Origin of the sequence: Micromonospora sp. M61, from assembly GCF_018070245.1 — a bacterium.
Taxonomy (GTDB): domain Bacteria; phylum Actinomycetota; class Actinomycetes; order Mycobacteriales; family Micromonosporaceae; genus Micromonospora; species Micromonospora zamorensis.
The window spans coordinates 1-24,501 of the sequence record NZ_JAGPYA010000068.1 but is presented as its reverse complement, the minus strand read 5'-3'; the positions used below and the strand labels follow the sequence as shown (position 1 = coordinate 24,501).

General features: G+C 73.5%; 18 protein-coding genes and 1 rRNA gene. 2 read left to right on the top strand and 17 right to left on the bottom strand.

What is annotated here, in order from left to right:
* Positions 1-134: 134 nt before the first annotated feature.
* From KBX34_RS28390 to recN, 9 genes are all read right to left on the bottom strand, one after another.
* Complete coding sequence (locus KBX34_RS28390; RefSeq protein ID WP_210927999.1) at positions 135-740, bottom strand: NUDIX hydrolase; 606 nt, start codon at positions 738-740, stop codon at positions 135-137.
* Positions 737-2,488 carry a CTP synthase gene (locus KBX34_RS28385; RefSeq protein ID WP_088947528.1) on the bottom strand — a complete coding sequence of 584 codons (1,752 nt, stop codon included), beginning with the start codon at positions 2,486-2,488 and terminating at the stop codon, positions 737-739. The genes KBX34_RS28390 and KBX34_RS28385 overlap by 4 nt, the downstream gene beginning before the upstream one ends.
* 164 nt (positions 2,489-2,652) lie before the next feature.
* Complete coding sequence (locus tag KBX34_RS28380) at positions 2,653-5,091, bottom strand: hypothetical protein (protein WP_247672333.1); 2,439 nt, start codon at positions 5,089-5,091, stop codon at positions 2,653-2,655.
* Positions 5,091-6,260, bottom strand: coding sequence for a glycosyltransferase family 4 protein (locus KBX34_RS28375; protein WP_088947527.1), 1,170 nt, complete (start codon positions 6,258-6,260; stop codon positions 5,091-5,093). The genes KBX34_RS28380 and KBX34_RS28375 overlap by 1 nt, the downstream gene beginning before the upstream one ends.
* A complete protein-coding gene (gene murJ, locus KBX34_RS28370) occupies positions 6,257-7,948 on the bottom strand; it encodes a murein biosynthesis integral membrane protein MurJ (protein ID WP_210927997.1) in 1,692 nt (563 codons plus the stop codon). The genes KBX34_RS28375 and murJ overlap by 4 nt, the downstream gene beginning before the upstream one ends.
* Before the next feature lies 1 nt (position 7,949).
* Positions 7,950-8,816 carry a hypothetical protein gene (locus KBX34_RS28365; RefSeq protein ID WP_210927995.1) on the bottom strand — a complete coding sequence of 289 codons (867 nt, stop codon included), beginning with the start codon at positions 8,814-8,816 and terminating at the stop codon, positions 7,950-7,952.
* Positions 8,817-8,877: 61 nt separating this feature from the next.
* On the bottom strand, positions 8,878-9,819 hold the full coding sequence (locus KBX34_RS28360; protein WP_088947524.1) for a copper transporter: 942 nt from the start codon (positions 9,817-9,819) through the stop codon (positions 8,878-8,880).
* Between the two features lie 27 nt (positions 9,820-9,846).
* Positions 9,847-11,025 (bottom strand): putative cytokinetic ring protein SteA, encoded by a 1,179-nt coding sequence (gene steA / locus KBX34_RS28355; RefSeq protein ID WP_099857308.1) that lies wholly within the window; start codon positions 11,023-11,025, stop codon positions 9,847-9,849.
* Positions 11,026-11,144: 119 nt separating this feature from the next.
* Positions 11,145-12,902 carry a DNA repair protein RecN gene (recN, locus tag KBX34_RS28350; protein WP_141912566.1) on the bottom strand — a complete coding sequence of 586 codons (1,758 nt, stop codon included), beginning with the start codon at positions 12,900-12,902 and terminating at the stop codon, positions 11,145-11,147.
* An 89-nt stretch (positions 12,903-12,991) separates the two neighbouring features.
* Between recN and KBX34_RS28345 the strand changes: the two genes are divergently transcribed.
* On the top strand, positions 12,992-14,011 hold the full coding sequence (locus tag KBX34_RS28345) for a helix-turn-helix domain-containing protein (RefSeq protein ID WP_210927993.1): 1,020 nt from the start codon (positions 12,992-12,994) through the stop codon (positions 14,009-14,011).
* A gap of 80 nt (positions 14,012-14,091) precedes the next feature.
* Here KBX34_RS28345 and KBX34_RS28340 read toward each other — a convergent pair whose 3' ends face one another.
* The 5 genes from KBX34_RS28340 to KBX34_RS28320 all read right to left on the bottom strand — a co-directional run bounded on the left by KBX34_RS28340 (position 14,092) and on the right by KBX34_RS28320 (position 20,743).
* A complete protein-coding gene (locus KBX34_RS28340) occupies positions 14,092-17,808 on the bottom strand; it encodes a S8 family serine peptidase (protein WP_210927992.1) in 3,717 nt (1,238 codons plus the stop codon).
* Positions 17,809-17,966: 158 nt separating this feature from the next.
* Complete coding sequence (locus KBX34_RS28335; RefSeq protein WP_088947520.1) at positions 17,967-18,851, bottom strand: NAD kinase; 885 nt, start codon at positions 18,849-18,851, stop codon at positions 17,967-17,969.
* A 76-nt stretch (positions 18,852-18,927) separates the two neighbouring features.
* Positions 18,928-19,794, bottom strand: a complete 867-nt coding sequence (locus KBX34_RS28330; RefSeq protein ID WP_099852318.1) for a TlyA family RNA methyltransferase — start codon at positions 19,792-19,794, stop codon at positions 18,928-18,930.
* A gap of 38 nt (positions 19,795-19,832) precedes the next feature.
* Positions 19,833-20,132: a hypothetical protein gene (locus KBX34_RS28325; protein ID WP_210928020.1), complete on the bottom strand. Its 300-nt coding sequence runs from the start codon at positions 20,130-20,132 to the stop codon at positions 19,833-19,835.
* Positions 20,129-20,743 (bottom strand): phasin family protein, encoded by a 615-nt coding sequence (locus KBX34_RS28320; protein ID WP_210927990.1) that lies wholly within the window; start codon positions 20,741-20,743, stop codon positions 20,129-20,131. Before KBX34_RS28320 ends, KBX34_RS28325 begins: the two co-directional genes overlap by 4 nt.
* Before the next feature lie 111 nt (positions 20,744-20,854).
* Here KBX34_RS28320 and KBX34_RS28315 point away from each other — a divergent pair, with 111 nt between their 5' ends.
* Positions 20,855-21,193 (top strand): SCP2 sterol-binding domain-containing protein, encoded by a 339-nt coding sequence (locus tag KBX34_RS28315; protein ID WP_088947517.1) that lies wholly within the window; start codon positions 20,855-20,857, stop codon positions 21,191-21,193.
* A 23-nt stretch (positions 21,194-21,216) separates the two neighbouring features.
* Here KBX34_RS28315 and KBX34_RS28310 read toward each other — a convergent pair whose 3' ends face one another.
* The 3 genes from KBX34_RS28310 to rrf form a co-directional block, all read right to left on the bottom strand.
* The gene (locus tag KBX34_RS28310; protein WP_210795493.1) at positions 21,217-22,248 is read right to left on the bottom strand and encodes an HAD-IIA family hydrolase; all 1,032 of its coding nucleotides are present in this window, start codon (positions 22,246-22,248) and stop codon (positions 21,217-21,219) included.
* Entirely contained in the window at positions 22,245-23,267 is a 1,023-nt protein-coding gene (locus tag KBX34_RS28305; RefSeq protein WP_307871516.1) for a hypothetical protein, read from the bottom strand. Before KBX34_RS28305 ends, KBX34_RS28310 begins: the two co-directional genes overlap by 4 nt.
* Before the next feature lie 1,113 nt (positions 23,268-24,380).
* Positions 24,381-24,497: ribosomal RNA gene (gene rrf, locus KBX34_RS28300) — 5S ribosomal RNA — on the bottom strand.
* Positions 24,498-24,501: the final 4 nt, after the last annotated feature.

Below are 24,501 nucleotides of genomic sequence, written 5' to 3'. Positions count from 1 at the left end.
CGCCGTCGGGACAGTGTTCGACCATTATCGCCTGATCTGCCGGATGCCGCTGAGGACAGCCGGCAAGGGCCCCGCGGCTGACCGCGGGGCCCTTGTCACGCGTACCCCCTCGTGGGGGTGACCGGCGACGACGCTCAGCGTGGCAGCGGCGCGTCCGACCGGCGCAGCGTCGACCAACCGGTGTCCCGGGCGCGGGCGGCGGCGAGCAGCCCGGCCACCGCGGACGCGTTGGTGATCTCACCGGCCAGGACCATGGCGACCGCCTCGTCCAGGTCGATCCGGACGACCTGGAGGTCGGCCTCCTCGTCGCGGCGCTCGTGACGCTCGTCGGCCGGCACCTCGGCGAGATCCCGGGCGAGGAAGACCCGCACCAGCTCGTTGGTGAACCCAGGCGAGCTGTGCAGGTCGACAAGCACATCGACCCGCCCGGCGGTGAGGTCGGCCTCCTCGGCCAGCTCCCGCAGCGCGGCAGCCGGCAACTCCTCGCCGGAGACGTCCATCAGCCCGGCGGGCAGCTCCCACAGGTGCCGCCCGACCGGGTGCCGGTACTGCCGGATCAGCACCACCTGGCCGGCGTCGTCGAGCGCCACCACGGCCACCGCCCCGACGTGCCGGACCAGGTCACGCACCCCGGTGCCGCCGCCCGGCATGGTCACCTCCTCGGTGACCACGTCGAAGATCCGCCCCCGGTACCGCTCCTCGCGGGAACGCACCTCGTAGCGGTGCTCCAGGTTGCTCACGAGGAGGACGCGGCCTTGGTCGCGGCGCCGTTGCGGGCGGCCTTGCGCGTCGTCGGGGCCTCAGACGCCGCATCCAGGTCGACCGGCAGCTGGTCGGCCTGCGAGTACGCCACAGCGGCCTTGACGAACGACGCGAACAGCGGGTGCGGTCGGGTGGGGCGGCTCTTCAGCTCCGGGTGCGCCTGCGTGGCCACGAAGAACGGGTGCAGGCTGCGGTCCAGCTCGACGAACTCGACCAGCCGGCCGTCCGGCGAGGTGCCGGAGATGTGCAGACCCGCCTTGGTCAGCGCGTCCCGGTAGGCGTTGTTCACCTCGTAACGGTGCCGGTGCCGCTCGCTGATCTCGGTGCTGCCGTACGCCTCGGCGACGATCGAGCCCTCGGTCAGCGTCGCCGGGTACGCCCCGAGCCGCATCGTGCCGCCCAGGTCGCCCTTGCCGGCGACGATGTCTTCCTGGTCGGCCATGGTGGCGATGACCGGGTGCGCGGCCTGCTCGTCGAACTCCAACGAGTTGGCGCCGTCCAGGCTGGCCAGGTGCCGGGCCACCTCGATCGTCATGCACTGCAGACCGAGGCAGAGGCCGAGCAGCGGGATGCCGTTCTCGCGGGCGTACCGGGCGGTGCCGATCTTGCCCTCGATGCCGCGCACGCCGAAGCCGCCGGGAATGAGGATGCCGTCCACGCCGGCCAACGCCGCCGCGGCACCGGCCGGGGTGACGCACTCGTCGCTGGGCACCCACCGCAGCTGCACCCGGGCCCGGTGGCCGAACCCGGCCGCCCGGATCGCCTCGCTGACCGACAGGTACGCGTCGGGCAGGTCGACGTACTTGCCGACCACCGCGACGGTGACCGTGTGCCGGGGCCGGTGCACCCGCTCCAGCAGGTCGTCCCAGCTGGTCCAGTCCACGTCCCGGAAGGAGAGGCCGAGCCGGCGCACGACGTACGCGTCGAGGCCTTCCCGGTGCAGCACCTTCGGGATGTCGTAGATGCTCGGGGCGTCCGGGGCGGCGACGACCGCCTCGGTGTCCACGTCGCAGTAGAGCGACAGCTTCTCCTTGAGCTTCACCGGGATCTCCCGGTCGCAGCGCAGCACGATCGCGTCCGGCTGGATGCCGATGTTGCGCAGCTGCGCCACCGAGTGCTGGGTCGGCTTGGTCTTCAGCTCACCCGACGGCGCCAGGTACGGCACGAGGGAGACGTGCAGGTAGAAGCAGTTGTCCCGGCCCAGGTCGTGGCGGACCTGGCGGATCGCCTCCAGAAACGGCAGCGACTCGATGTCGCCGACGGTGCCGCCGACCTCGGTGATCACCACGTCGGGGAGGTGGCCGTCCTCGTCCGGGTCGGCCATCGCCAGGATCCGGGACTTGATCTCGTTGGTGATGTGCGGGATGACCTGGACGGTGTCGCCCAGGTATTCCCCACGCCGCTCCTTGGCGATCACGTCCGAGTAGATCTGGCCGGTGGTGACGTTCGCCTTGCCGGACAGCGCCCGGTCGAGGAAGCGCTCGTAGTGCCCGACGTCGAGGTCGGTCTCGGCACCGTCCTCGGTGACGAAGACCTCACCGTGCTGGAACGGGTTCATCGTCCCCGGGTCGACGTTCAGGTAGGGGTCGAGCTTCTGCATCACCACCCGCAACCCGCGCGCGGTCAGCAGGTTGCCGAGGCTGGAGGCGGTGAGGCCCTTACCCAGCGAGGAGGCGACGCCCCCGGTGACGAAAATGTGCCTGGTCGTCCGTGCTGATGGGGCCAAGGCCTGCTCCCGTGTCGTCTGTCGCGGTCATGCAGACCGCCGTGCTTGATCAGCAAAGTGATCACGCGATCCACGGGATTCGACGGTAACACCTCCCGGGCGGGTACCCGCAGGCCGCACCCCGGCTGCGACACCTGCGGGTCCATCCGGAGGCGGTCCGGCGCTCAGGAAGCGGCAACCTCGGTCGATGACCGGGTGACCTGCCGGGGCGGCACGGCGGCCCCACCACCGGTCGGCTCCCCCGGGGCGTCGCTGGGCTCCGCCGGGGCGTCGACGTCGGCGCTGGGCTCGGTCGGGGCGTCCGGGGCCGGGGTGTCCGCTGTGAGGGCGTCCGGGGTCGGGGTCACCGGCGGTGGTGCGCTCGCCGGTGGGCCGCTGATCGGACGGGGGTGGACCGCGCCGAGCGGCCCGCCGCCACCGGTCGGACCGTCGCCGCCACCGGTCGGGCCGACCCCGCCGGAGCCCGAGTCGTCGTCGGCGCCGTCGGCGAAGGATCGGGCCGGGATCGGGCGGGTCCGGTCGGCGGCGTGCCCGAGCACCCGCAGCGACGCCAACGCGGCCATCGGCACCACCATCGCGGCGGCGGCGCCCATCACGTCCAGCGCCGCGCCGTCGAGCACGCCACCGAGCACCGCGGCGACGACGGTGCCGGCCAACGCGGCCCGGACCGCCGGGTAGATGCCGAACAGCCGCATCAGCCCACCCCACGGCTGCAACAGGGCGAACCACACCAGCAACCCGCCGGTCAGCGCCAGCACGGTCAGCGGACTGTTGACCAACGTCTCGAAGTTCTCCGTGCTGGAGCGGTGCACGGCGAACCCGCCGGTGCCGTCGCCGAGCGCGGACAGGAACCGGCCCAGGCTGCCCCGCTCCGCCGACGGGCGACGCAGGTCCACCACGGCGAAGCCGATGCCGACCGCCAGAGCGGCCATGGTGGCCCAGGCCAACCGGCTGATCGTCAACCATCCGCCGGCGCTGATCACGGCGGCGACGCTCACCCCGGCGGTGAGCGCGATCGCGCCGACCGGGTCGGCACCCAGGAAGGGGCTGCCGACCACCACCACGGCGAGGCCACCCACGGCCACCATCACCGCCGGCCTCCAGCCGCGGTGCACCCGTTGGGCCAGCCAGCCGCCGGCGAGCAACGCGCCGGCGAGGAACACTCCCAGCCCCACAGTGCTCAGCCCGGAGTATCGGCCACCCTGCAGTGCGGAGTAGCCGACCACGCCGTTGAGCTGAAGGCGGGCGCCGGTGAGGACGTCCAAGCCGACGACGAGGGTGGTGAGGCCGGCCACCGCGCCGACCGGGCCGAGGGTGCCCGCGTACCCGGGGGTGAACCGCACCGCGGCGGTGCCCGCGGCCACCAGGAACGCGGTGACCCCCGCGAAGATCCACCCGGGGTGCTCGCCCTGCCACCACGGCACCGCGTCGGCCAGCAACGCCGCCGGCACCGTCAACGCGGCGGCGACGAGCAGCAGCTCCACCACCGCCACGACCCGCCCCGAGACGGGCGTCGGGCCACTCGGCCCGGCGTGCGGGCGGGCCCGGCGCAGTAGCGGCAGGATGCCGATGGCCAGCAGCACCTGCACACCGGCCAGCAGCGTGAAGAACACGGCGGAGACGTCGCGCTGGGCGGCCGCCTCCCGATCGGCGTCCGCCGGGGCGTTGATCGCGTCGGCCAGGTCGGCCGGACGGCCGCCGGTGCTGACCGCCGGACGACCGAGGAAGAGCCGCTCCGGCATCGGCCGGCCCAGCGCGGCGAGCGCGGTCGGCGCGAGGTCGACGAGTTGCAGGTAGCCGTCCCGGCCGGTGCTCGCCGAGGTGAGCCACCCCCGCTCCCAGCCCGGACCGTCGGCGACCGCCACGTGCAGCCGCGACGGTTGTGCGGTGTCGGAGATCCCCGCTACCAGCACCAACGACCGCGGTGGGCGGGCGGCCAGCACCCGGGCCAGTTGGGCGTCCGCCTCCCGGGCCTCCTCGGCGCGGGTCGCCGGGTCGGTCCCCTCCACAGTGCCGAGGTCGACGATGCTCAGCACGCAGGAGCCCAGCAGAGTCCGCGGATCAGTGGGCAACGCCGAGGCGTACCGGTCGACGCGGCCGAACGGTCGCGCGGCGGCCACTGCCGCACCGGGGCCTACGGCGACGGAGCAGCGCACCGACTCCGACAGTGATCCGGGCGTCGCGTTCCACGGCAGGCGCTGCTGGTTGTACTGGACCACGCTCTCCTGGTCCGGCAGGTTCGCGCCGATGCCGTCGGGTTGTTCGACAGCCACCCCGGCCGCCGGGCAACCGCCGGGCAACCGGCTGCCGTTCCACCCGGCGAAGCTGCCCGCGCCGAGCGTCAGCCAGCCGTCCACCGGGCAGGTGGGTTGGTGTGCCGAACGCACCGAAAGCGAGCCGATCGACCCCTCCTGGGCCATCCGCCACAGCGTCGGGGTGCTCTGCGGATCCACGTCCTCCCAGCGCAGCCCCGCGACCCCGGCGAGCACCACGAAGTCGGCGGTGCGTCGCGGGCTGTCCTGCGTCGGGCGCGCGGCGAGGGCGGTGACACCCAGCGCCACCACGAGCACGGTCAGCAGGGCGGGGGCGATTCGGCGCAACATCACCGGTGTCCCGTTCTGGGGGCGTCGGAGCCCGGGGTGGCTGCCGGGCCGGTGTGGTCGGCGGCCAGCTCGGCGTAGAGGGCGGCCAGCGTGGCGACGGTGTCCGTCTCGGTCGGCCACGTCGCCGCCTGTTCGGCGCCCCGCCGGCCCAGCTCGGCCCGGGCCGCCGGGTCGTCCAGCAGCGCGCGTACCGCCGCGTCGACCGCGTCGACGTCCCCGGCGGGGATCAGGGTGGCGGCGTCGCCGACCAGCTCCGGCAAGCCGCCGACAGCGGTGGCGACCAGCGGTACGCCGGCGCGCAGCGCCTCCTGGGCGAAGAGTTGCCGGGCCTCCCAGTCGCTGGTCACCACCGCCAGGTCGGCGCCGGCGAGCAGGTCCGCCACGTCGGTGCGGTGCCCCAGCAGGGTGACCGGGGCGCGGGCCGCGGACGTCCGGGCCGCCAACGGCAGGTACGCGGGCCCGCTTCCCGCGATCACCACGACCGGCGGTGGGGTACGCGTACGCCAGCGGGCGGCGGCGTCGATCAGCACGTCGTAGCGCTTCTGCGGGTGCAACCGACCCACCGACAGGATCAGCGGCTGGTCCGGGCGAACCCCGAACTCGGCGCGTACGGCGGCCGGGCGTCGACGGGGCGCGGGCAGCGTGGGTGCGGCGACCGGGGCGAGTCGGGCGTCGGTGGCGCCCAGCGCGGTGACGCGTCGCACCAGGTCCGTGGAGGCGCCCAGGGCCACCCGGGCACCACGGACCACCACGCGCTCCGCCAGTCGGGACATGCCACCCCGCAGTCCACCGGCGAGTACCGCGTTGTGCCAGGTGACGATCAGCGGCGCGGCGGGACGGGCCAGCACCGCGACCAACCCGGCCCGCAGGCCGTGCGCGTGCACCACGTCGACCCGGGAGCCGGCGAGCGCCCGACGCAGGGCCAGCACGGCCCGCGCGTCGGCCGGCGTCGGGCTGGCCGGGATCTCCACCGGCGCGAACCGCGCACCGACACCGGTGAAGTCGAACTGTTCCTGGGTCGCGGCCGGCCCGCAGACCACGACGGTGGCACCGCCGGCGACGAGGCCACGCGCCACCGAACGGACGTGCTGGCCGACGCCACCGGTGCTGGACGCGAGCACCAACGCGACGCTGCCCGAAAAGCCGGCAGGCAGAGCTTGCTCACTCATCGCGCGGCCGTCTCCTTCCCGTCGCCCCGTTCCGGGGAGACAGCGCCCGACGTCGGCCCGCCGCCCCGGCCCCGTGGCCCCCACCGAGGCAGACGGCGCAACACCCGGCTGAGCATTGGCTGCACGTCCTGCCGGTCGACGAACCAGACCACGGCGAAGAACACCACCCCGACCAGAACCCCGGACAGCATGCCCTGACCGAACGCCGCCGCCATCGTCGGGGTGCCGCCCCCGGGCGTGTCGAGCCATCGGGTCAGGCCCAGCCCGGCGAGCGCCGCGAGCACACCGGCGAGGCCACCGGCCGCCCCGGCCCGTGCCGCGCCGGCGAGGGCGGGACGGCCGGCGCTGCGCAGCACCGCCGCGAGCAGCAGCGCCCCGAGCACCAGCATCCCCACCGAGTTGGCGGACGCCACCGCGAGCACCCGATCGGCGGTGGGAAGCAGCACCGTCAACGGCAACGCCACGGCCGGAACGACCAGCCAGCCAAGGGTGATCGCCACGGTCGCCGGCCGGGTGTCGCCCCGCGCGTACAGCGCGCGGGACAGAATCGAGAACAGCCCGTAGCCGAGCAGACCCGGTGCGAACCCGGTGATCGCCGCAGCGGTCGACGCCGGATTGTCCGGGTAGAAGAGGGCAGCGATCGGCTGCGCGGTGCCGATCAGCGCCGCGACGCCCAGGCAGCTGAAGAGCAGCACGCCCCGCACCGTGCCGGAGAGGGTCCGCCGGTAACCATCCTCGTCGCCGGCGGCGCTGGCAGCGGCGAGCGTGGGATAGGACGCCACCGCCAGCGGTACGGCCAGGACCGCCCACGGCAGCAGGAAGATGGCCTGGGCCAGGTTGAACACCTGCGGGGAGCCGGTGGGGCCGCCGGAGACACGGTTCAGGATCACCAGGAGCGCGACCTGCTGTGCCGCCACCGTCACCGCGCCGGCCGTGGCGAGCCCGCCGACACGCGCCCGCACGTCAGCGGTGAAGGCGTACCCGAACCGGGGCCTCAGCCGCAGTCGGCGCAACGGGATCACCAGCGACAGAGACAGCACGACCACACCCAGGGTGGTGCCGCCTGAGAGGACCAACTCGCCGCTGCGGCCGACCTGGGCCACGGACACACCCCGTCCCTGCGCCGCGCCGAACGCCACGTAGACGACGACCACGGTGAGGCTGGACAGCAGCGGCGCGATGACGGGCCAGGCGAAGCGCCGGTGCGCCTGGAGCACGCCGGTGAGCACGATGCCGATCCCGTAGAGCGGCAGCTGCGGGGCGAACACGCGCAGCATCCGGGCCCCGGCGGCGAGCTCCGCCTCCGAGCGTCCCTCGCTGATCAGCGAGATGATCGGGTCGGCGAACAGCATGACGAGCACGGCGAGGGGAACCAGCAGGCTCACCGTCCAGGTCAGCAGGGCGCCTGTGGTGGCCGCCACCGCCCGCCGGTCGTCCGCCGCCACGGCCCCGGCCAGCAGGGGCACAACCAGGCTGGCCAGCGCCCCGCCCGCGACGATCTCGAAGACGATGTTGGGCACTGTGTTGGCGATGACGTACATGCCGCCGAGGTCGCTCTGCTGGACCACCCAGGTGAACACGGCGGTGCGACCGAAGCCGGCGAGGCGGCTGGCCACGGTGAGGACGGCGATGAGCGCGGCTGCCCCGGCCAGCCGGCCGGCGCCGGCGAGGGGGGCCGGTCGGGTCACGTCAGTCGGCGCGCCGGCCCAGTGCGTCGAGCTCGCGCAGCCCCGGCGTCCGCTGGATCACCGACGTGAAGCTGACCTTCTCGCTCGCGGCGGTCAGGCCGGCGAGCACGGCGAGCAGCCCGGCCCGGCCGAGCGGGCCGGTGCGGGCGGCGAGCGCGACGCCGAGCAGCGCCCCGAGCGCGTTCGCCCCGCTGTCGCCGAGCATCACGTCCTCGCCCAGGTCGTCGCGGAGCAGGCCGGCGGCGGCTCCGGCCGCACCCGCGGCGATCCCGCCGTGCGGACCACCGGTCAGGGGCGCGGCGAGCAGCAGCCCGGACTTGATCGCCCGGCCCGGTCGCAGGTCGAGCAGGTTGAGCAGGTTGGCGGTGCCGGCGATCACTCCGGCGCCGAGCAGCACGTCGACGCCCCGCCCGAACGCGCCGTGGCGCTGCCGGCGCGGGTGCGCGGCGACCCGGGGGTCGACGGCCAGCAGCGCGGCCGCGCCCAGCCCGGCGGCGCCCACCCCGACGACCTTCACCAGGCCCGCGGTGACCCGCCCCTCGCGCAACGCGGCGAGGTGACCGGCGAAACCCTTGGCCGCCTTCTGCTCCGGCCGCGCGCCGACCACGTCGTCGTAGAGCCCGACGCCACCGGCACCGAGGCCGGCGACCAGGGCCGCCCCACCGGAGGCGCCGCTGGTGGCACCGAACGCGCCTGCGGCGGCAGCACCCGCGGCGAGCGCCGGCCCGGCGGCCAGGCTCACCGTGCGACCACGGAAGTTGGTGCGGTCCAACGTCGGCCCGGCCGGTGAGGTTCGCACCTCACGCAGCGCGTACCGGGCCGCCGCGGCGCCAGCGCCGGCGATCAACAGCCGTCCCAGCGCCCTCACGCCACCCTCCGGTGCGCTCGCGCCGCCTCGTCGATTACGGACACGGGGGTACGTCGTTCGCTCACTGGGGCAGTCTAGGCAGCAGGGACGCGGCGTTGTCGCCGACGCCGTACTGTCCGGCCTTCTTCTCGGTGAGTTGCTGCACCAGGGCGAGGCTGGTGACCAGCTGACCCTGCCCGGTGTTGGCGTTGTCGACAGTCGAGATGGTCTGGGCGAGCACCGGGTCACCGCGGACCACCGACACCAGATTGCCGCCGACGGAGCCGTTGCCGGCGACCACGATCGACCCGGTGCGGTCGAACTGCTCGGCGATCTTGACGACCGACTCGTCCCGCTTCTCGGAGTCCTTGTCGACGTACGGCTGGCCGCTGACCACGACGACCGCCTCCGCCGACCCGGTGACCTTGTTGCTGTCGGTGGTCAGGTAGCCGGCGTTGTTGTACGCGGCGAGCACCGCCCGCCGGTCGGCGTCGCTGACCGGCGCGGTGCCCTGGGTCCGGTCCAGCAGGACGCTGGCCAGCAGCGCGCTGGAGGTCTCCACACCATGCCCGTTGCCCGGCAGGCCGGTGGTCTGCGCGGTCGGGCGGGCGGCGGTGACGGCCAACTCCAGCAGGTTGGAGTTGTTGTCCGGGTTGATGAACTTGTCCTGGAGGTCGACCCGACCGGTGATGGTGGCCCCGCCGAGCTGCAGCTTCTTGAGCACACCCTCGGTGTGGTCGCGCCCGTTGGGCAGGCTGAGCACCACCACCCGGCGTCCGGTGAGGGTGCCGGGCAGGACGACCTGCGACATCTCCTCGGCGAACTTCTCCTCCATGCCGAGTTGCTTCTCCATGTTGCTGACCGTCTGGCGCCAGTTCTGGTTGTCCTTGCGCAGACCGGTGACCTGCCCCTCGAGGGAGTCGGCGACCGGGCCGTTGAGGGCGGCTGTGCCGACCACCAGGCCGATCGCCAGAGCCAGGAAGACCGCGGTGAGGGACACCACGTGGTAGCGGAAGTTGATCACGCTTGCAGCCTCTTGATCGGTCGGGAACTAGAAAAGCCGGTACAGCTGGAACACGAAATTGTCCCACCATTCGGCGACGACGCCCAGGTACGCCTTTCCTACGGTCGAAACGGCCACCGCGGATGCCATCGCCGCGATCGCCGACAGCACCAGCAGGAGCAGCGACGAGCCGGAGATGCTCTGCCGGTAGAGCCGGCTCACACCCTTGGCGTCGACCAGCTTGCCACCGACCTTGAGCCGGGTCAGGAAGGTCGAGGCCATCCCGCCGCGCCCCTTGTCGAGAAACTCGACAAGGGTGGCGTGGGTGCCCACCGCGACCAGCAGCGACGCGCCCTTCTCGTCGGCGAGCAGCATGGCCAGATCCTCGCTGGTCGCCGCGGCCGGGAAGGTCACCGCCGGGACGCCGAGGCCGTTGACCCGCGGCAGGCCGGGGGCGCGCCCGTCCGGGTACGCGTGCACGATCACCTCGGCGCCGCACCGCAGCACGTCGTCGGTGACGGAATCCATGTCCCCGATGATCATGTCGGGGGTGTAGCCCGCCTCGACCAGGGCGTCCGCGCCGCCGTCGACGCCGATCAGCACCGGCTTGAACTCCCGGATGTACGGGCGCAGCACGTCCAGGTCGGCCTTGTAGTCGTAGCCGCGCACCACGATCAGGCAGTGCCGACCCTGGATCTGGGTGTCGATGTCCGGCACGCCCACGCCGTCGAGGAGCAGGTCGCGCTCCTGGCGCAGGTAGTCCATGGTGTTGGCGGCGAACGCCTCCAACTGGACCGACAGACCCTCCCGGGCGTCGGCCATGGCCTTGGCGACCGTCTCGGCGTCCTGCAGGCTGCCGTGAGCCACCGGCTCCTCACCGGCGAAGACCGTGTTGCCCTCGATGCGCACCTGGTCGCCTTCGCGGATCCGTTCGAAGACGCCCTCGCCGAGGTCGTCGAGGAGCGGGATGCCGGCGGCGACCAGGACCTCTGGGCCGAGGTTCGGGTAGCGGCCGGAAACCGACGGCTTGGCGTTGAGCACCGCCGCGACACCGACAGCTACCAACGAATCCGCCGCCACCCGGTCCAGGTCGACGTGGTCGATGATCGCGATGTCACCAGGGCGCAGCCGACCGACCAGGCGTTTCGTCCGGCGATCAAGGCGCGCGGTGCCGAGGACTCTGCCCGGTTCGGAGCTTCTGTTTCGGCGCAACGTGGGTAGACGCATCGTGACCATCCTGGCATGTGAGGCAGGCTTTTCTGTCGCGACATGCCTGAGCAGGGCCGCCTACCCAGGGAAGCACACGTCGGCACAAGCCGGTGTGCTTGCGCTCACAATACGCGGCGTCACAACCGCCTTTCCTTGGCGGCCACGGCCAGAAGCTCCTCGGCGTGGGCGATACCCAGATCGGAGTCGGGCAAACCTGCCAGCATCCGGGCCAGCTCCCGGGCCCGCTCGGTGTCCTCCACGACCCGCACCCCGCTGGTCGTCACCGCGCCCCCGGTGTCCTTCGCCACCACGAGGTGCCGGTCGGCGAACGCGGCCACCTGCGGCAGGTGCGTGACGACCAGCACCTGGTGGCTGCGGGCCAGCCGAGCCAGCCGCCGGCCGATCTCCACCGCCGCCTGACCGCCGACACCCGCATCGACCTCGTCGAAGACCAGCGTGGGCGGGCCACCCGAGCCCGCGAAGACCACCTCGATGGCGAGCATCACCCGGGACAACTCACCGCCGGAGGCGCCGCGCTGCAACGGCAACGACGGCGCGCCCGGGTGGGCCAGCAACCGCAGCTCCACCTCGTCACCGCCATCGGGGGTGACACCCACCTCGACACCGTTGACCGACAGCGTCGGCTCGGCGCGCCCGGCCGGGCGAGGCAGCACCGCCACCTCGATGCGCGCGTGTGGCATGGCCAGCCCGGCCAGCTCCACCGTTACCTGGTCGGCGAACCGGACCGCCGCCTCCTGCCGGGAGGCCGACACCCGCCCGGCCAGGTCGGCCACCTCGACGGCGAGCCGCTGACCCTCCCGCTCCAACTCGTCGAGCAGATCGTCGGAGCTGTCCAGATCGGACAGTCGGGTCCGCGCCCGATCAGCCCAGGCGATCACCCCGTCGACGTCGTCGGCGTACTTGCGGGTCAGGGCGCGCAGCGCCGCCCGCCGCTCGTAGACGTGCTGCAACCGGGCCGGGTCCGCGTCGAGCGTCGCCAGGTACGCCGACAGCTCCGCCGACACGTCGGTGACCAGCGTGGCCGCCTCCTCCAGGCGCGACGCCAACTCACCCAGCGCCGGGTCGGTGCCGGCCTGCGCCTCCAGGGTCCGTCGGGCGGTCCCGAGCAACACCGCCGCGTCGGGCGTCTCCTCGGCGGCCTCGGCGCCACCGGCCACACACTGCTGGGCGATCTGCGCTGCCGTGCGCAACCCCTCGGCGTGCTCCAGCCGCTGCGCCTCGGTCTTCAGCTCGTCGTCCTCACCGGGCTGCGGATCGACCCGGGTGATCTCGTCCAGGCCCAGCCGCAGCAGATCGGCCTCCTGGCTGCGCTCGCGGGCGTTGCGCCGCCGATCGGCCAGGTCGTCGACCACCCGCCGCCACCCCGTGTACGCCTCGCGCAGCGCGTCGAGCAGCTTCTCGTGCGCCGGACCGGCGAAGCGGTCCAGTGCGGCCCGCTGCTCGGCCGGGCGCAGCAGCCGCAGCTGGTCGGACTGCCCGTGCACGGCCACCGCCTGCTCGCCGACCTCACCGAGCATCGACACCGGCATGCTGCGGCCGCCGACATGGGCGCGTGAGCGCCCCTCCACCGTCACCGTGCGGCTCAGCAGCACCGAGCCGTCCTCGTCGGGCTCCCCACCGGCCTCGGTGATCCGCGCGTGCACGGCGTCGGCGACCCGCCCGGTCAGGCGCAACCGCCCCTCGACCACCGCCCGGCCGGGTTGGGCGCGAACCCGCCCGGCGTCGGCCCGGCCGCCGAAGAGCAGGCCGAGGCCGGTGACGACCATCGTCTTGCCCGCACCGGTCTCGCCGGTGATGACGTTCATCCCGCCGGTCAACGGCAGCGTGGTGTCGTCGATGACGCCCAGTCCGGTGATGCGCAGCTCTTCCAGCACAGCCACCGACAGTAGACGCGAGGCACGACAGTTGACCAGCCGACGGGCCCGGGAGGGGCCGGCACCCGGCCGACGTACAGTTCTGCCCCGTGTTGGACGTGATCGGCCTGACCTCGGCTGAAGAGGAGCTCTACCGCTGCCTGCTCCAGCTCACGGTGGCGCGCGTCGACGACCTGGTCGCTCGTCTGCAACGCCCCCGCGAGCAGGTCGTCGCCCAGGTCGAGGCCCTGCGCGCCAAGGGTCTGGTGCAGCCCACCGACACCGACCCCGACGCGCCACTGCGCCCGACCGCCCCGGACGTCGCCCTGGGCGGGGCGCTGCTGCGTCGTCAGGAGGACCTGGAGGCGGCCCGCCGCCGGGTCACCCAACTGGCCGAGGAGTACCGGTCCGGGCTACGCCGGCACCACGTCGACCACCTCGTCGAGGTGATCACCGGCGCCCGGGTCCTGCGGGACCGTTTGCGCGATCTGCAGAATTCGGCGCGTAGCGAGGTGCTCTGGTTCTGCCGGGCCAACCCCCTGGCGATGGCCGGCCCGGAGAACGTCGAGGAGTTCGACGCGCTGGCCCGCGGGGTGACCTACCGGGCCATCTACGAGCGTGACCTGCTGCTGGAACCGGGCGCGCTGGCCGACCTGGCCAAGGGCGTCGCCGCCGGTGAGCAGGCCCGCGTGCTGGACCGGCTGCCGGTCCGACTGGCCATCGTGGACGCCAGCACCGCCGTCTGCCCGTTGGTGCCCGACCGCGACGGTGGGGAGCCGAGCGCCGCCGTGATCGGTCGCAGTCAACTGCTCGACGCCCTGCTCGCCCTCTTCGAGAGCCACTGGCGGGTGGCCACCCGACTGCGGCTCGACGACCCCCTCAACGTTGCGGCGGCTGAGAACCGGCGGCCGGACCCCGAGGACCACCCGAGCGACGGTTACCAGCCGGATGCCGACGAGGCACGGCTGTTGTCGCTGTTCGTGGCCGGCGTACCGGACAAGTCCATCGCCTCCCAGCTCGGGGTGAGCCGGCGGACCGTGCAGCGGCGGATCGCCGACCTGATGGCCGCCGCCGGAGTGGACACCCGGCCCGGGCTGGCGTTCCAGGTCGCCCGACGCGGCTGGCTCTGACGCCGAAGGGGCCCACCGTCGGAAGACGGTGGACCCCTCGACGGGTGGGCGGGACGGCGTGACCGCCCGGCCCTCCCGGATCAGCGCAGCCCGTACGCCTGGAGCACCGTCTGGTCGACGGTGTTCCCGGCCCGGTCGGCGGCGTGCACCCGCAACGACACCGTTCCCCGCCCAGCGGGCACGGTCGCGGTGTACCGGGTGCCCGACCCTCTGGTCGGGGCGTTCCGCCAGGTGACGCCCCCGTCGAAGGAGACCTGCACCCGGACGCTGGTGCCGGTCGGCGCGGCCACTCCGGCCGGCTGCCGCAGCGTCACCCCCAGCTGGTGGGGGCGGTTGCCGCGTACCGTGCCGAGCAGGTCGGCCGGCACCCGGTACTCCACCTGCAGCAGCGACAACGGCGCGGCGTCGCCCGCCGGCCGGGCCGAGGTGAACTCCCAGGCCGTGTCGGTCCGGGTGCCGTAGCGCCACTCGGCCGAGGACCGCTTCGTGGTCAGGTCCAGCCGGTAGCGGGCCCGCTGCGCCGTGGTGGGCACCGGGGCCCACCCGCCGGACAGGTCGGCGATCTGCTTCCCGTCCCGGCTGACCCGGGCCTCGACGGTGTCCGACTCCTCACTGTTTCCGGCGACGCTGTAGTGGCCGTCCGCGTCGACGAACTCCGGCACCCGCAGGTCGAGGCTGTCACCGGTACGCGTGGGCACCGGTGCCCCGCTGGCCGGTACGGCCGGCCGGATCACCGGGGCGTGCCAGGTCTCGGTCTCCCGGTCGTCGGCGTCGTAGCGCCGGGGCTCCTCGGTCAGGCCGCCGGTCAACTGCCCCCACTGCAGGTACATGAGCTTGTGCTGGACCCGGTGCTGCCACCAGTTGTCCCCGGCACTGACGAACTCCTTGCGGGTGGTGCCGGTGCGGACCATGCGCTGGTCGTCGTTCCAGGAGTACTCCTGCCACGGACGCCAGCTGAACCGCTCCTCGCTGGCCCAGCCGGCACCCGTGTCGCCGTAGCTCGCGGTCACGTCGGCCGTGTTCTTCGCGGTCACGGTGTGCACGATGCGCTCCGGCACCCGGCCCTTCGACACCTGCCACACGTCATACAGGTACGGGCTGTCCACGGTCAGCGTCAGGTCGAGCGTCGCCCGACCCTTGCGCACCGCCGCGATCAACCGCTGCCCGTCGTCGTACGCGACCACCATCGACGGGATCGGCAGTCGATCCCCGATCGGGCGCCACACCGTCCACGCCGAAAAGTCCGCCGGCCGAACGATCAGCACCATGGCGGCGCCAGCGGCCGCGGCGGCGGCAACCTGCTCCTCCTCGGATCGGTCCGGGTCGGTGGCGAGCAGCGCCGCGGCGCCCCGCACCCGGGTCAGGTCGGCGGGCGTCCCGGTGCCGGCCCAGACCAGCGGCAGCTTGCGCCGGCCGGTCGGTGCCGGTGACGTACCCAGCAGGTTGATGTCCAGTGGACCGGACACCCCGCTGATCTTCGCGTCCACCATCGGTGCGACGAGCTGCCAGCGCGAGGCGAACTCGAACTCACCCTGGCGCACCTGGCGGGTCGGCGTGACGTTGACCTGCTGGACGGTGCTGTAGGCCATCACGCCGTGGTCGATCTGCCGGCCGTTGGCCAACACCCGGTGCACGTAGTAGCTGAGCGTGGCCCGCTGCTCGCTGGGCTTCGGCGTCTCGATCCGCACCGGTGTGCCCTTGCGCGCGTCGAGGACCACTGTCAGGTCCCGGTCGACGACCAGCTCCGGTTCGACGGTCTGGGTCAACTGCTCGTCCAGTGGAACGCCGTGCTGGACCATCGCGGTCAGCATGTACGTGCCCTCCTCGACCTGGAGGGTGCCCTCGCCCGGCCACTCGCCCCAGTAGTCGGACTCGGGCTGCTCACCGAAGAGGGTGAACCCCGGCGAGAGGGTCAGCTGGCCCTGCCGGTCCAACACCTTGATGGTGACCTGGTGCAACGGACCGTTGACGGTGAGCCCGACCGGCGTGCGCACGGCGACGCCGTCCGTACCGGTCGCCACCAGCCAGCCACCGTGCGGGCCCCGGGCCAGCTTCGCCGGGTCGGCACGCAGCGGCACGGCGACACTTCCGCCCGCCGGCACTGTCACCGCGTCGGAGGCCACTGAGACCCCGTCGGTCTCGGCCGCGCCGCTGTCCAGGTTGCGCAGCTCCAGGGCCGGCCGCAGGGTCTGCGCGACCTTCGTGCCGTTGGTGTACGTCACGGTCCGCTCGACCGGCGCGGCGCCGGTCTGGATCCGTCCGAAGTCAGCGGTGGCCGAGGCGTACACCTGCTGCTTGAGCGCCCGAGCCACGTCGACCCGGCCGCCGCCCTGCTCGAAGACGGTCAGCGCCGGGTTGGCCTTCGTGGTGCTCACCAGCGCGTCCTTGAGCGTCCCGGCGGCCCAGTCCGGGTGTTCCTGGGCGAGGATCGCCGCAGCGCCGGCCACGTGCGGTGTGGCCATCGAGGTCCCGGACGCGGTCGTGTAGGCGTCGCCCACCGGCGTACCCATGGTGGTGCCGGCGGCCCGCGCGGCGACGATGCCGACGCCCGGGGCGGTGATCTCCGGCTTCAGGCCGTTGTCGCCGAGTCGCGGACCACGGCTGGAGAACTCCGCCAGGTTGTCGTCGCGGTCGACCGCGCCGACGGTGAGCGCCGCGGCGGCCGCGCCCGGCGAACCGACGGTACGCGCCTCGCCCGCGTTGCCGGCGGCGACCACGAAGAGCGCGCCGGTCTCGGCGGTCAGGTCGTTGACGGCCTGGCTCATCGGGTCGGTGCCGTCGGTCGGGTCGCCGCCGAGGCTCATGCTGACGACCTTCGCGCCGGAGTGGGCGGCCCACTCCATGCCGGCGATGATGGACGAGTCATAGCCGGAGCCACCGTCGTCGAGCACCTTGCCGACCAGCAACCGCGCGCCGGGCGCGACACCCTTGCGCAGCCCGGCAGACGCGTTGCCGGTGCCGGCGATGGTCGCCGCGACGTGCGTGCCGTGGCCATGACCGTCACGGGCGCTGCCGCTGTCGGAGAAGTCCCGCGCCTCGGCGATCCGTCCGGCCAGGTCGGGGTGGGTGGCATCGACGCCGGTGTCCAGGACGGCCACCGTCACGCCACTGCCGTCCCGGCCGGCCGCCCAGGCCTGCGGGGCGCCGATCTGCGGCACGCTGTGCTCCAGCGTCGGGCGGACCTTCCCGTCCAGCCAGATCCGGGCGATGCCACCGCCCAACCGGGGCGCGGCGGCCGTGGTCCGGGTGGTCGGCGTGCCGGCGAGCGTGCTCCACAGGCCACCGAGGTCACCCTTGCCGACCCGCAGAGCCGCGCCGTTGATGCTCTCCAGGGGGCGGGCGTCCGCGGCGACGGTGAGCGGCCGGACGCGGCCGGCGGCCGGCTCCTGATAGCGCACGATCAGCGGCAGGTTGCCCTGCGCGGCGTCGCCGTAGCCGTCAGCGGCCAACTTCTGCACGTCGAACAGGTTGGCGTCGAGAACCCCGCTGGAGACGTAGGGCAGGGCGTCGCTGGGAAGCACCCGCAGCGCGCCGTCGACCTCCATCGTCTGGAACACGATCCGCTCGCGCCCGGGTCCCGGGCGGACGGTGGCGGCGACCCGGCCAGGTGCGGCCTGCACCAGGTCGACCTGGTCGCCGGTGATCAGGGTGAGACGTACGGGCGCGGCACCCGGGACGGGTGTGCCCGCCGTCGGGCCGGTGGGCCGGGCGGGCGGGTCGGCGGACGCCGGTGCGGCGAGACCGACCACCAACGCGCCGACCGCGCCGACGGCGAGCCAGCGTGGGGACCAGTGCATGCGATGTGCTCCTCTACTCCTCCAGGCCCGCCATCCGTAGACGAGGGCCGATCGGAGTGTGCGTCGGAGCCTGTCACCAGGTCACTAGTCATCGGCCGCCGCAGCGGCGACATGTCGTCAGGTGGACAACCGACGTCCACCGACCGTGTGCGCCACGGTCACCGGCGGCTGCCGCGCCAGCCATGCACGGGAAGGGCGAACTTGGCGACCAGCCGGTCGGTGAACGGGCGGGGCCGCAACCGCACGATGCGCACCGGCAGGGCGCCCCGACGCACCGTCACCCGGGCACCGGGCGGCAGGTCGTAGACCCGACGCCCGTCGCAGGAGAGCACCGCGAGGGTGGTGAACGGGTCGACGGTGATCACGAAGGTGGACGTCGGCGCCGTGACCAGCGGGCGGCTGAACAACGCGTGCGCGCTGATCGGCACCAGCAGCAACGCCTCCACCTCCGGCCAGACCACCGGGCCACCACCGGAGAACGCGTACGCGGTGGAGCCGGTGGGCGTGGCGCAGACGACACCGTCGCAGCCGTAGCGGGACAGCGGGCGCCCGTCCACGTCGACGAGCAGTTCGAGCATCTGCGCCCGCTCGCCCTTCTCGATGCTGATCTCGTTGAGCGCCCAGGACTCGATGGTCGGCCCGCCGTCGAACTCGGCGGTGACGTCCAGGGTGAGCCGCTCGTCGACCGTGTAGTTGCGACTGACCACGTCCCGCACCGCGACGTCCAGGTCGTCGATCTCCGCCTCGGCCAGGAAACCGACCTTGCCGAGGTTGATGCCGAGCAGCGGCACCTTCGCCGGGCGGGCCAGCTCGGCAGCACGCAGGAAGGTGCCGTCACCCCCGAGCGCGAAGACGATCTCGGCGCCCTCGGCGGCCTGCTGCCCGGCGACCGGCACCACGCCGGGCAGGTCCAGGTCGTCGGCCTCGTCGGCGACCACCCGTACCTCGAAACCCGCGGCGATCAGATCGGCCGCGACCGACCGGGCGTGCTCGGTGCTACGCCGACGGCCGGTGTGCGTCACCAGCAGTGCGGTCCGGCTCATCGGGCCACCCGCCCGAGGTGCGCCACCGTCGCACCAGCGCAACAGTGTGTCGTGCCAGTGCCCTCGCTGCGCGCATTCACCCTGCGACCTCCTCCGCCGCCGCCGCCACGTCCGGCACGTCGCCGGCCGTCGTCGGGCCGTCCGGCCCAGCCGCCACCACGGCCCGCACCCGTTGCGGGTCGGCCGGCGGTGCGCCCCGGCGCAACCATACGAAGAACTCCACGTTGCCGCTCGGCCCGGGCAGCGGGCTGGCCGCCACGTCCGCCAACCCGAGACCGAGCCGCTCGGCCGCCGCGGCCACGTCCAGCACCGCCTCGGCACGCAGCTCCGGATCGCGCACCACACCACCGGCGCCGACCCGGTCCTTGCCCACCTCGAACTGCGGCTTCACCATCAACGCCAGGTCACCGTCGTCGCGGGTGCAGCCGGCCAGCGCCGGCAGCACCAGCCGCAGCGAGATGAACGACAGGTCGGCCACCGTGAGGTCGACAGGCCCGCCGATCGTCTCGGCGTCGAGGGTACGAACGTTGGTGCGTTCCAGGACGCGGACCCGCTCGTTCGTGCGCAGCGGCCAGGCGAGCTGCCCGTAGCCGACGTCCACGGCCACCACCTCGGCGGCGTCGGCGCGCAGCAGCACGTCGGTGAAGCCACCGGTGGAGGCGCCGGCGTCCAGGCAGCGCCGCCCGGCGACGCGCAGCCCACCGGCGCCGAACGCGGCCAGCGCGCCGGCCAGCTTGTGCCCGCCCCGGGAGACGTACTCCTCGGCCGGGTCCGCACCGGTGACCAGGAGGGGATCGGCCGGGTCGACCATCGCGGCGGCCTTGCGCGCGACCACCCCGCGCAGCTGGACCCGGCCGGCCTCCACCAACGCGGCGGCCTGCTCCCGGGAGCGGGCCAGACCGCGGCGGACGAGTTCGGCGTCCAGCCGGTTACGACGTGCCATGGGTGGTTCTCCGGTCTCCTCAGCCCTGGTCGTCCGGCTCAGGTCTGGTCGATGGTGGCGAGGGTTTCCCGCAGCGTCTCGTAGGCCGCTTCGTACTGCGCGATCTGGTCGGCCGGGGCGAGCGTCGCCGCGTTGGTCATGGCCTGCACGGCGGCGTCCACCGCCGGGTGCCGTGCCTCGTCGTCCCCGACGTCCAGCAGCGGCCCGGGGCGGACCCCCGTGGGAGGGCCGGGGCGGGCGCCTGCGGGAGGGCCGGGGCGGGCGGCGAACGGCCCGCCAGTGGGCGGGCCGGGCCGGGCCGGGAACGACCCGCCCGTCGGCGGATGGGGCCGGCTCATTCGGCGGCGTCCGGCGGCTGCGGACGGGCCGCCTTCTTGGCCGGCATGACCGCCGGGGTCGGGGTGTCGTCGTCGGTCCGGCTGATCGTCGCCGGCGGCTTCTTCGCGATGGCCTTCTTGGCGATCGCCTTCTTCGCCACGGCCTTCGTTGCCACAGCCTTCTTCGCCACGGCCTTCTCGGCCGTCGGCGCGGAGACCGGGGCACCGGCCGGGCCGTCGGACGGCACGAGACGGTCGCCGGGCGGCGCGGCGAGGGTCGGATCGGGTTGCTCCCGGGGGCCAGCGGTCGGCGCGTGCGTCGGCTCGGCGGCACGCGCCTCGCGGAGTTGCCGCTCCAGGTCGTGCACCCGCCGGGTCAGCTCTGCCACCTCGTCGGCGGTGGCCAGCCCGACCGCGCCGAGAGCCCTGTCGACCTCGAAGCGGACCAGCTTGGTCAGCGCCTCCCGGTTGGCGGCGCCGGTGGTGACCAGTTCCTCGCCGAGCGCCTGGAGTTGGGCGGCGGTCGCACCGCCGGAACCGACGAGGCGACGTGCCACGTCCTGGGCCTTCTTCCGGGGCGCCTCCGCGAGGCCCATGGCCAGTTCAAAGTAGGCGCGCCACGCGTCCTGCATGCCTGAGTCCTTCCACGGGGCGGGGTGTGCAGGTGTCACGCTACCGGGCACCCCGTGCCGTGCCGTGCGGTACGGTGCCGAGGACGGCGTGGCGATCAGCGAGGGGGAGATGTGGCCAGCGTGGACGAGTGCCGGCAGGCATTGCAGGAGCTGGCCGCCCGGCTGGACCGCAACGCGGAGACGGTGCGCGAACGGATCGATCTGGACCGGACGTTGGCCTGCCGGATCACCGACCTGGACACCGCGTTCCACGGCCGGATCACCGGCGGTCGGCTGGTCGAGCTGACCGACGGCGACGACCCCAAAGCCAAGATCGCGCTGAGCACGTCCAGCGACGACCTGCTCGCCCTGGTCCGCGGCGATCTCGACGTCACCAGCGCGGTGACCTCCCGCCGGGTGTCGATCAAGGCCAACCCGTTCGACCTGCTGAAGCTGCGCAAACTGCTCTGACGGACCCGTTGGCCCGACCTCGGTCAGGCAGCGGCGGTCAGACCGAAGCTCTCCAGCGCGTGGGCCGCGTCCGGGCCGATCGGGCGGATCTTCGGCAGCGCCGGCTCCGGCGCCGACCAGGCCACCGCGCAGAGGGCGGCCAGCGCATCCAGCGGACGACCCGACCCGGCCAGTTCCAGCACCCCGTCGCGGTCGGTCACGGACCAGCCGCCGGCGTCCGCCGGGCCCGGGACCCGCACGGCGGCAGCCGGGTCGAAGAGCCCCGCCAGGTCCCTCGCGACGTACGTGGGACGCCGCTGCGGTTCGGCAGCCAGCAGATCCGGTACGCCGCTGACGCCGGTGAGTACGAGCAGGCTGTCCAGGCCGGCACGGCGGGCGCCCTCGATGTCGGTGTCCAGTCGGTCACCCACCACCAGGCTCCGGCCACCGCTCGCGCGCCGGGCGGCGGTCTCGAACAGCGCCGACTCCGGCTTGCCGACCACCACGTCGGGGTCCCGCTCCAACGCCGTACGCAGCACGGCCACCAGCGACCCGTTACCGGGCAGCGGTCCCCGTCCACTGGGCAGGGTCCGGTCGGTGTTCGTGGCGATCCAGAGCGCCCCGGCCCGCACCGCGACCGAGGCCTCGGCCAGTTCGGCCCAGCCGACCTGCGGCCCGTACCCCTGCACCACCGCGGCAGGGTTCTCGTCGGCCTTGGTGACCGGGGTCAGGCCGACCGCACGCAGTTCGGCGCGCAGGGCCTCCGCGCCGACCACCAGCACCGGCGCGCCGGCGGCCAGCCGGTCCCGCAACAGTTCGGCCGAGGCCGCGGCGGAGGTGAGCACCTCCTCCGGTCGAGCCGGCACGCCCATCCCGGTGAGCAGGTCGGCGACCTCGCTGGAGCGCCGGGAGGCGTTGTTGGTGGCGTACGCCACCGCCCGCCCCTCGTCGTGCAGCCGGGCCACCGCCTCGACGGCGCCGGGGATCGGCCGGTCGATCAGGTAAATCACGCCGTCCAGGTCGAAGACGACCAGGGTGTACCCGTCGACCAGCCGCTCCCCCACGCCCGCGCTCACCGCTGCGTCGGCTCCGACTCGTCACCCCGGGTGGGGGCGGTGTCGTCGGTGTTCACCGCGTCGCCGGACGTCACGCTGCCGTCGGCAGCGGTGTCGGCCTTGCCAGCCTCGTCCGGGTGACGGTCCTCGTCCTCGTCGACGGAGTCCTCGTCGTCGTCAGGGCGGCCGACAGCACCGTCCTGCTCGTCGTCGTCGAAGTCCTCGTCGTCTTCGTCGTCTTCGTCGTCGCGGTCGGCGTCGTCCTCGCGGTCGTCGTCCTCGTCGTCGTCTTCGTCGTCTTCGTCGTCTTCGTCGTCGTCTTCGTCGTCTTCGTCGTCGTCTTCGTCGTCTTCGTCGTCGTCGCGGTCGTCGCCGGTCAGGTCGGCGTCCGGCTGGGCCGGAACCGCGCCCGGAGTGCCCGGGCCTGCGGCGATCTCCTCGACGGCCTCGTCCTCGTCGTCGCCCTCGATGAGCACGCCGTCGAGTTCCAGCAGCCGCTCGGCGGCGTCGGTCTCGCCCTCGGTGTCCACGTCGGCGGCACGGGAGAACCATTCGCGGGCTTCCTCGCGCCGGCCCACGGCGAGCAGCGCATCGGCATACGCGTACCGCAGCCGAGCCGTCCACGGCACCGTGGCCTCACTGGTGAGGTCCGGGACCTGGAGCATCGCGACCGCGGCGTCCTTCTGCCCGAGGTCACCCCGGGCGCCAGCGGCGACGATGAGCAGCTCGATCGCGACGGCCTGGTCCAACTTCTCCCGGTCAGCGCCACGGAACAGGTCGATGGCCCGCTCCGGGCGGCCAAGAGCCCGCTCACAGTCCGCGAGCACGGCCAGGTGGCTCTGCAGACCACTCATCCGGTGGTACGTACGCAGCTCGGCGATCGCCGACTGCCACTCCCCCGCGTGGTACGCGGCAAGGCCGACCGCCTCACGGACCGCGGAGATGCGCGACGCGAGCCGCCGGGCAGCCAGCGCGTGCGCCAACGCCTCGGCCGGGTCCTCGTCGATCAGCTGACCGGTCGCGACCAGGTGCCGGGCCACCGTCTCGGCGACCGGCTTGTTCAGCGAGAGCAGCTCAGCGCGAACGTCCTTGTCGAGGTCGGTCGCGACGATGTCGTCCGGCAGTGCCGGGCCAGAGCTACGCCCACCCTCGTACGACTCGGAGCCGCCAGCGCGGTCGTCGCGGCGGAACTCGCCCTCACGACGCGGCCGGTCGTCGGCCCGGGGAGCACCCGTCCGGTCGCCACCACGGTAGCCACCCTCGCGGTCGCCGCCACGGTAGCCACCGCCCTCACGCGGACCACTCGGCCGAGAGCTGTCACGGTCGCCACCACGGAAGCCACCCTCACGGGGCGCGCCGCCGTCACGCGGTCCACTCGGCCGGTCACCGCCACGGAAACCGCCCTCACGGCGGTCGCCACCGCGGAAGCCACCGTCGCGGTCGCCGCCACGGAAGCCACCCTCACGCGGAGCGCTGGAACGCGAGCCGTCCCGGTCGCCACCACGGAAACCACCCTCACGGCGGTCGCCGCCACGGAAGCCACCGTCGCGGTCGCCGCCACGGAAGCCACCCTCACGCGGAGCGCTGGAACGCGAGCCGTCCCGGTCACCGCCACGGAAACCGCCCTCACGGCGGTCGCCACCGCGGAAGCCACCGTCGCGGTCGCCGCCACGGAAGCCACCCTCACGGGGGGCGCTGGAACGCGAACCGTCGCGGTCACCGCCACGGTAACCACCCTCACGGGGAGCGCCCGAGCGCGAACCGTCGCGGTCACCGCCACGGAAGCCACCCTCACGGGGGGCGCTGGAACGCGAAGCATCGCGGTCACCGCCACGGTAACCACCCTCACGGGGGGCGCTGGAACGCGAACTGTCCCGGTCGCCGCCACGGGAACCAGAGTCGCGGCCGCCGGCGTAGCCACCGCGGGCGCCACCGGCGTTGTCACGGTCTCCCCGGTACGGGGGACGGTCTCGGTCATCGCGGCGCGGGCCGCGGTCGCGTCCGCCCGCGCCGTCAGTACGGTCTTCGTAGCGACGGGGACGGTCTCCGCCCTGCGGTCCTGAACTCACAGGTACATCCTTCCTGATTGCGCCACCAATGGCGCTACGCAGTCGAGGGCCGACCCGGATGGGGCGGCCCTCGACTGGAAGATTGTCCGGCGGCGTCCTACTCTCCCACACCCTCACGAGTGCAGTACCATCGGCGCTGGAGGGCTTAGCTTCCGGGTTCGGAATGTAACCGGGCGTTTCCCCTCCGCCATGACCGCCGTAACTC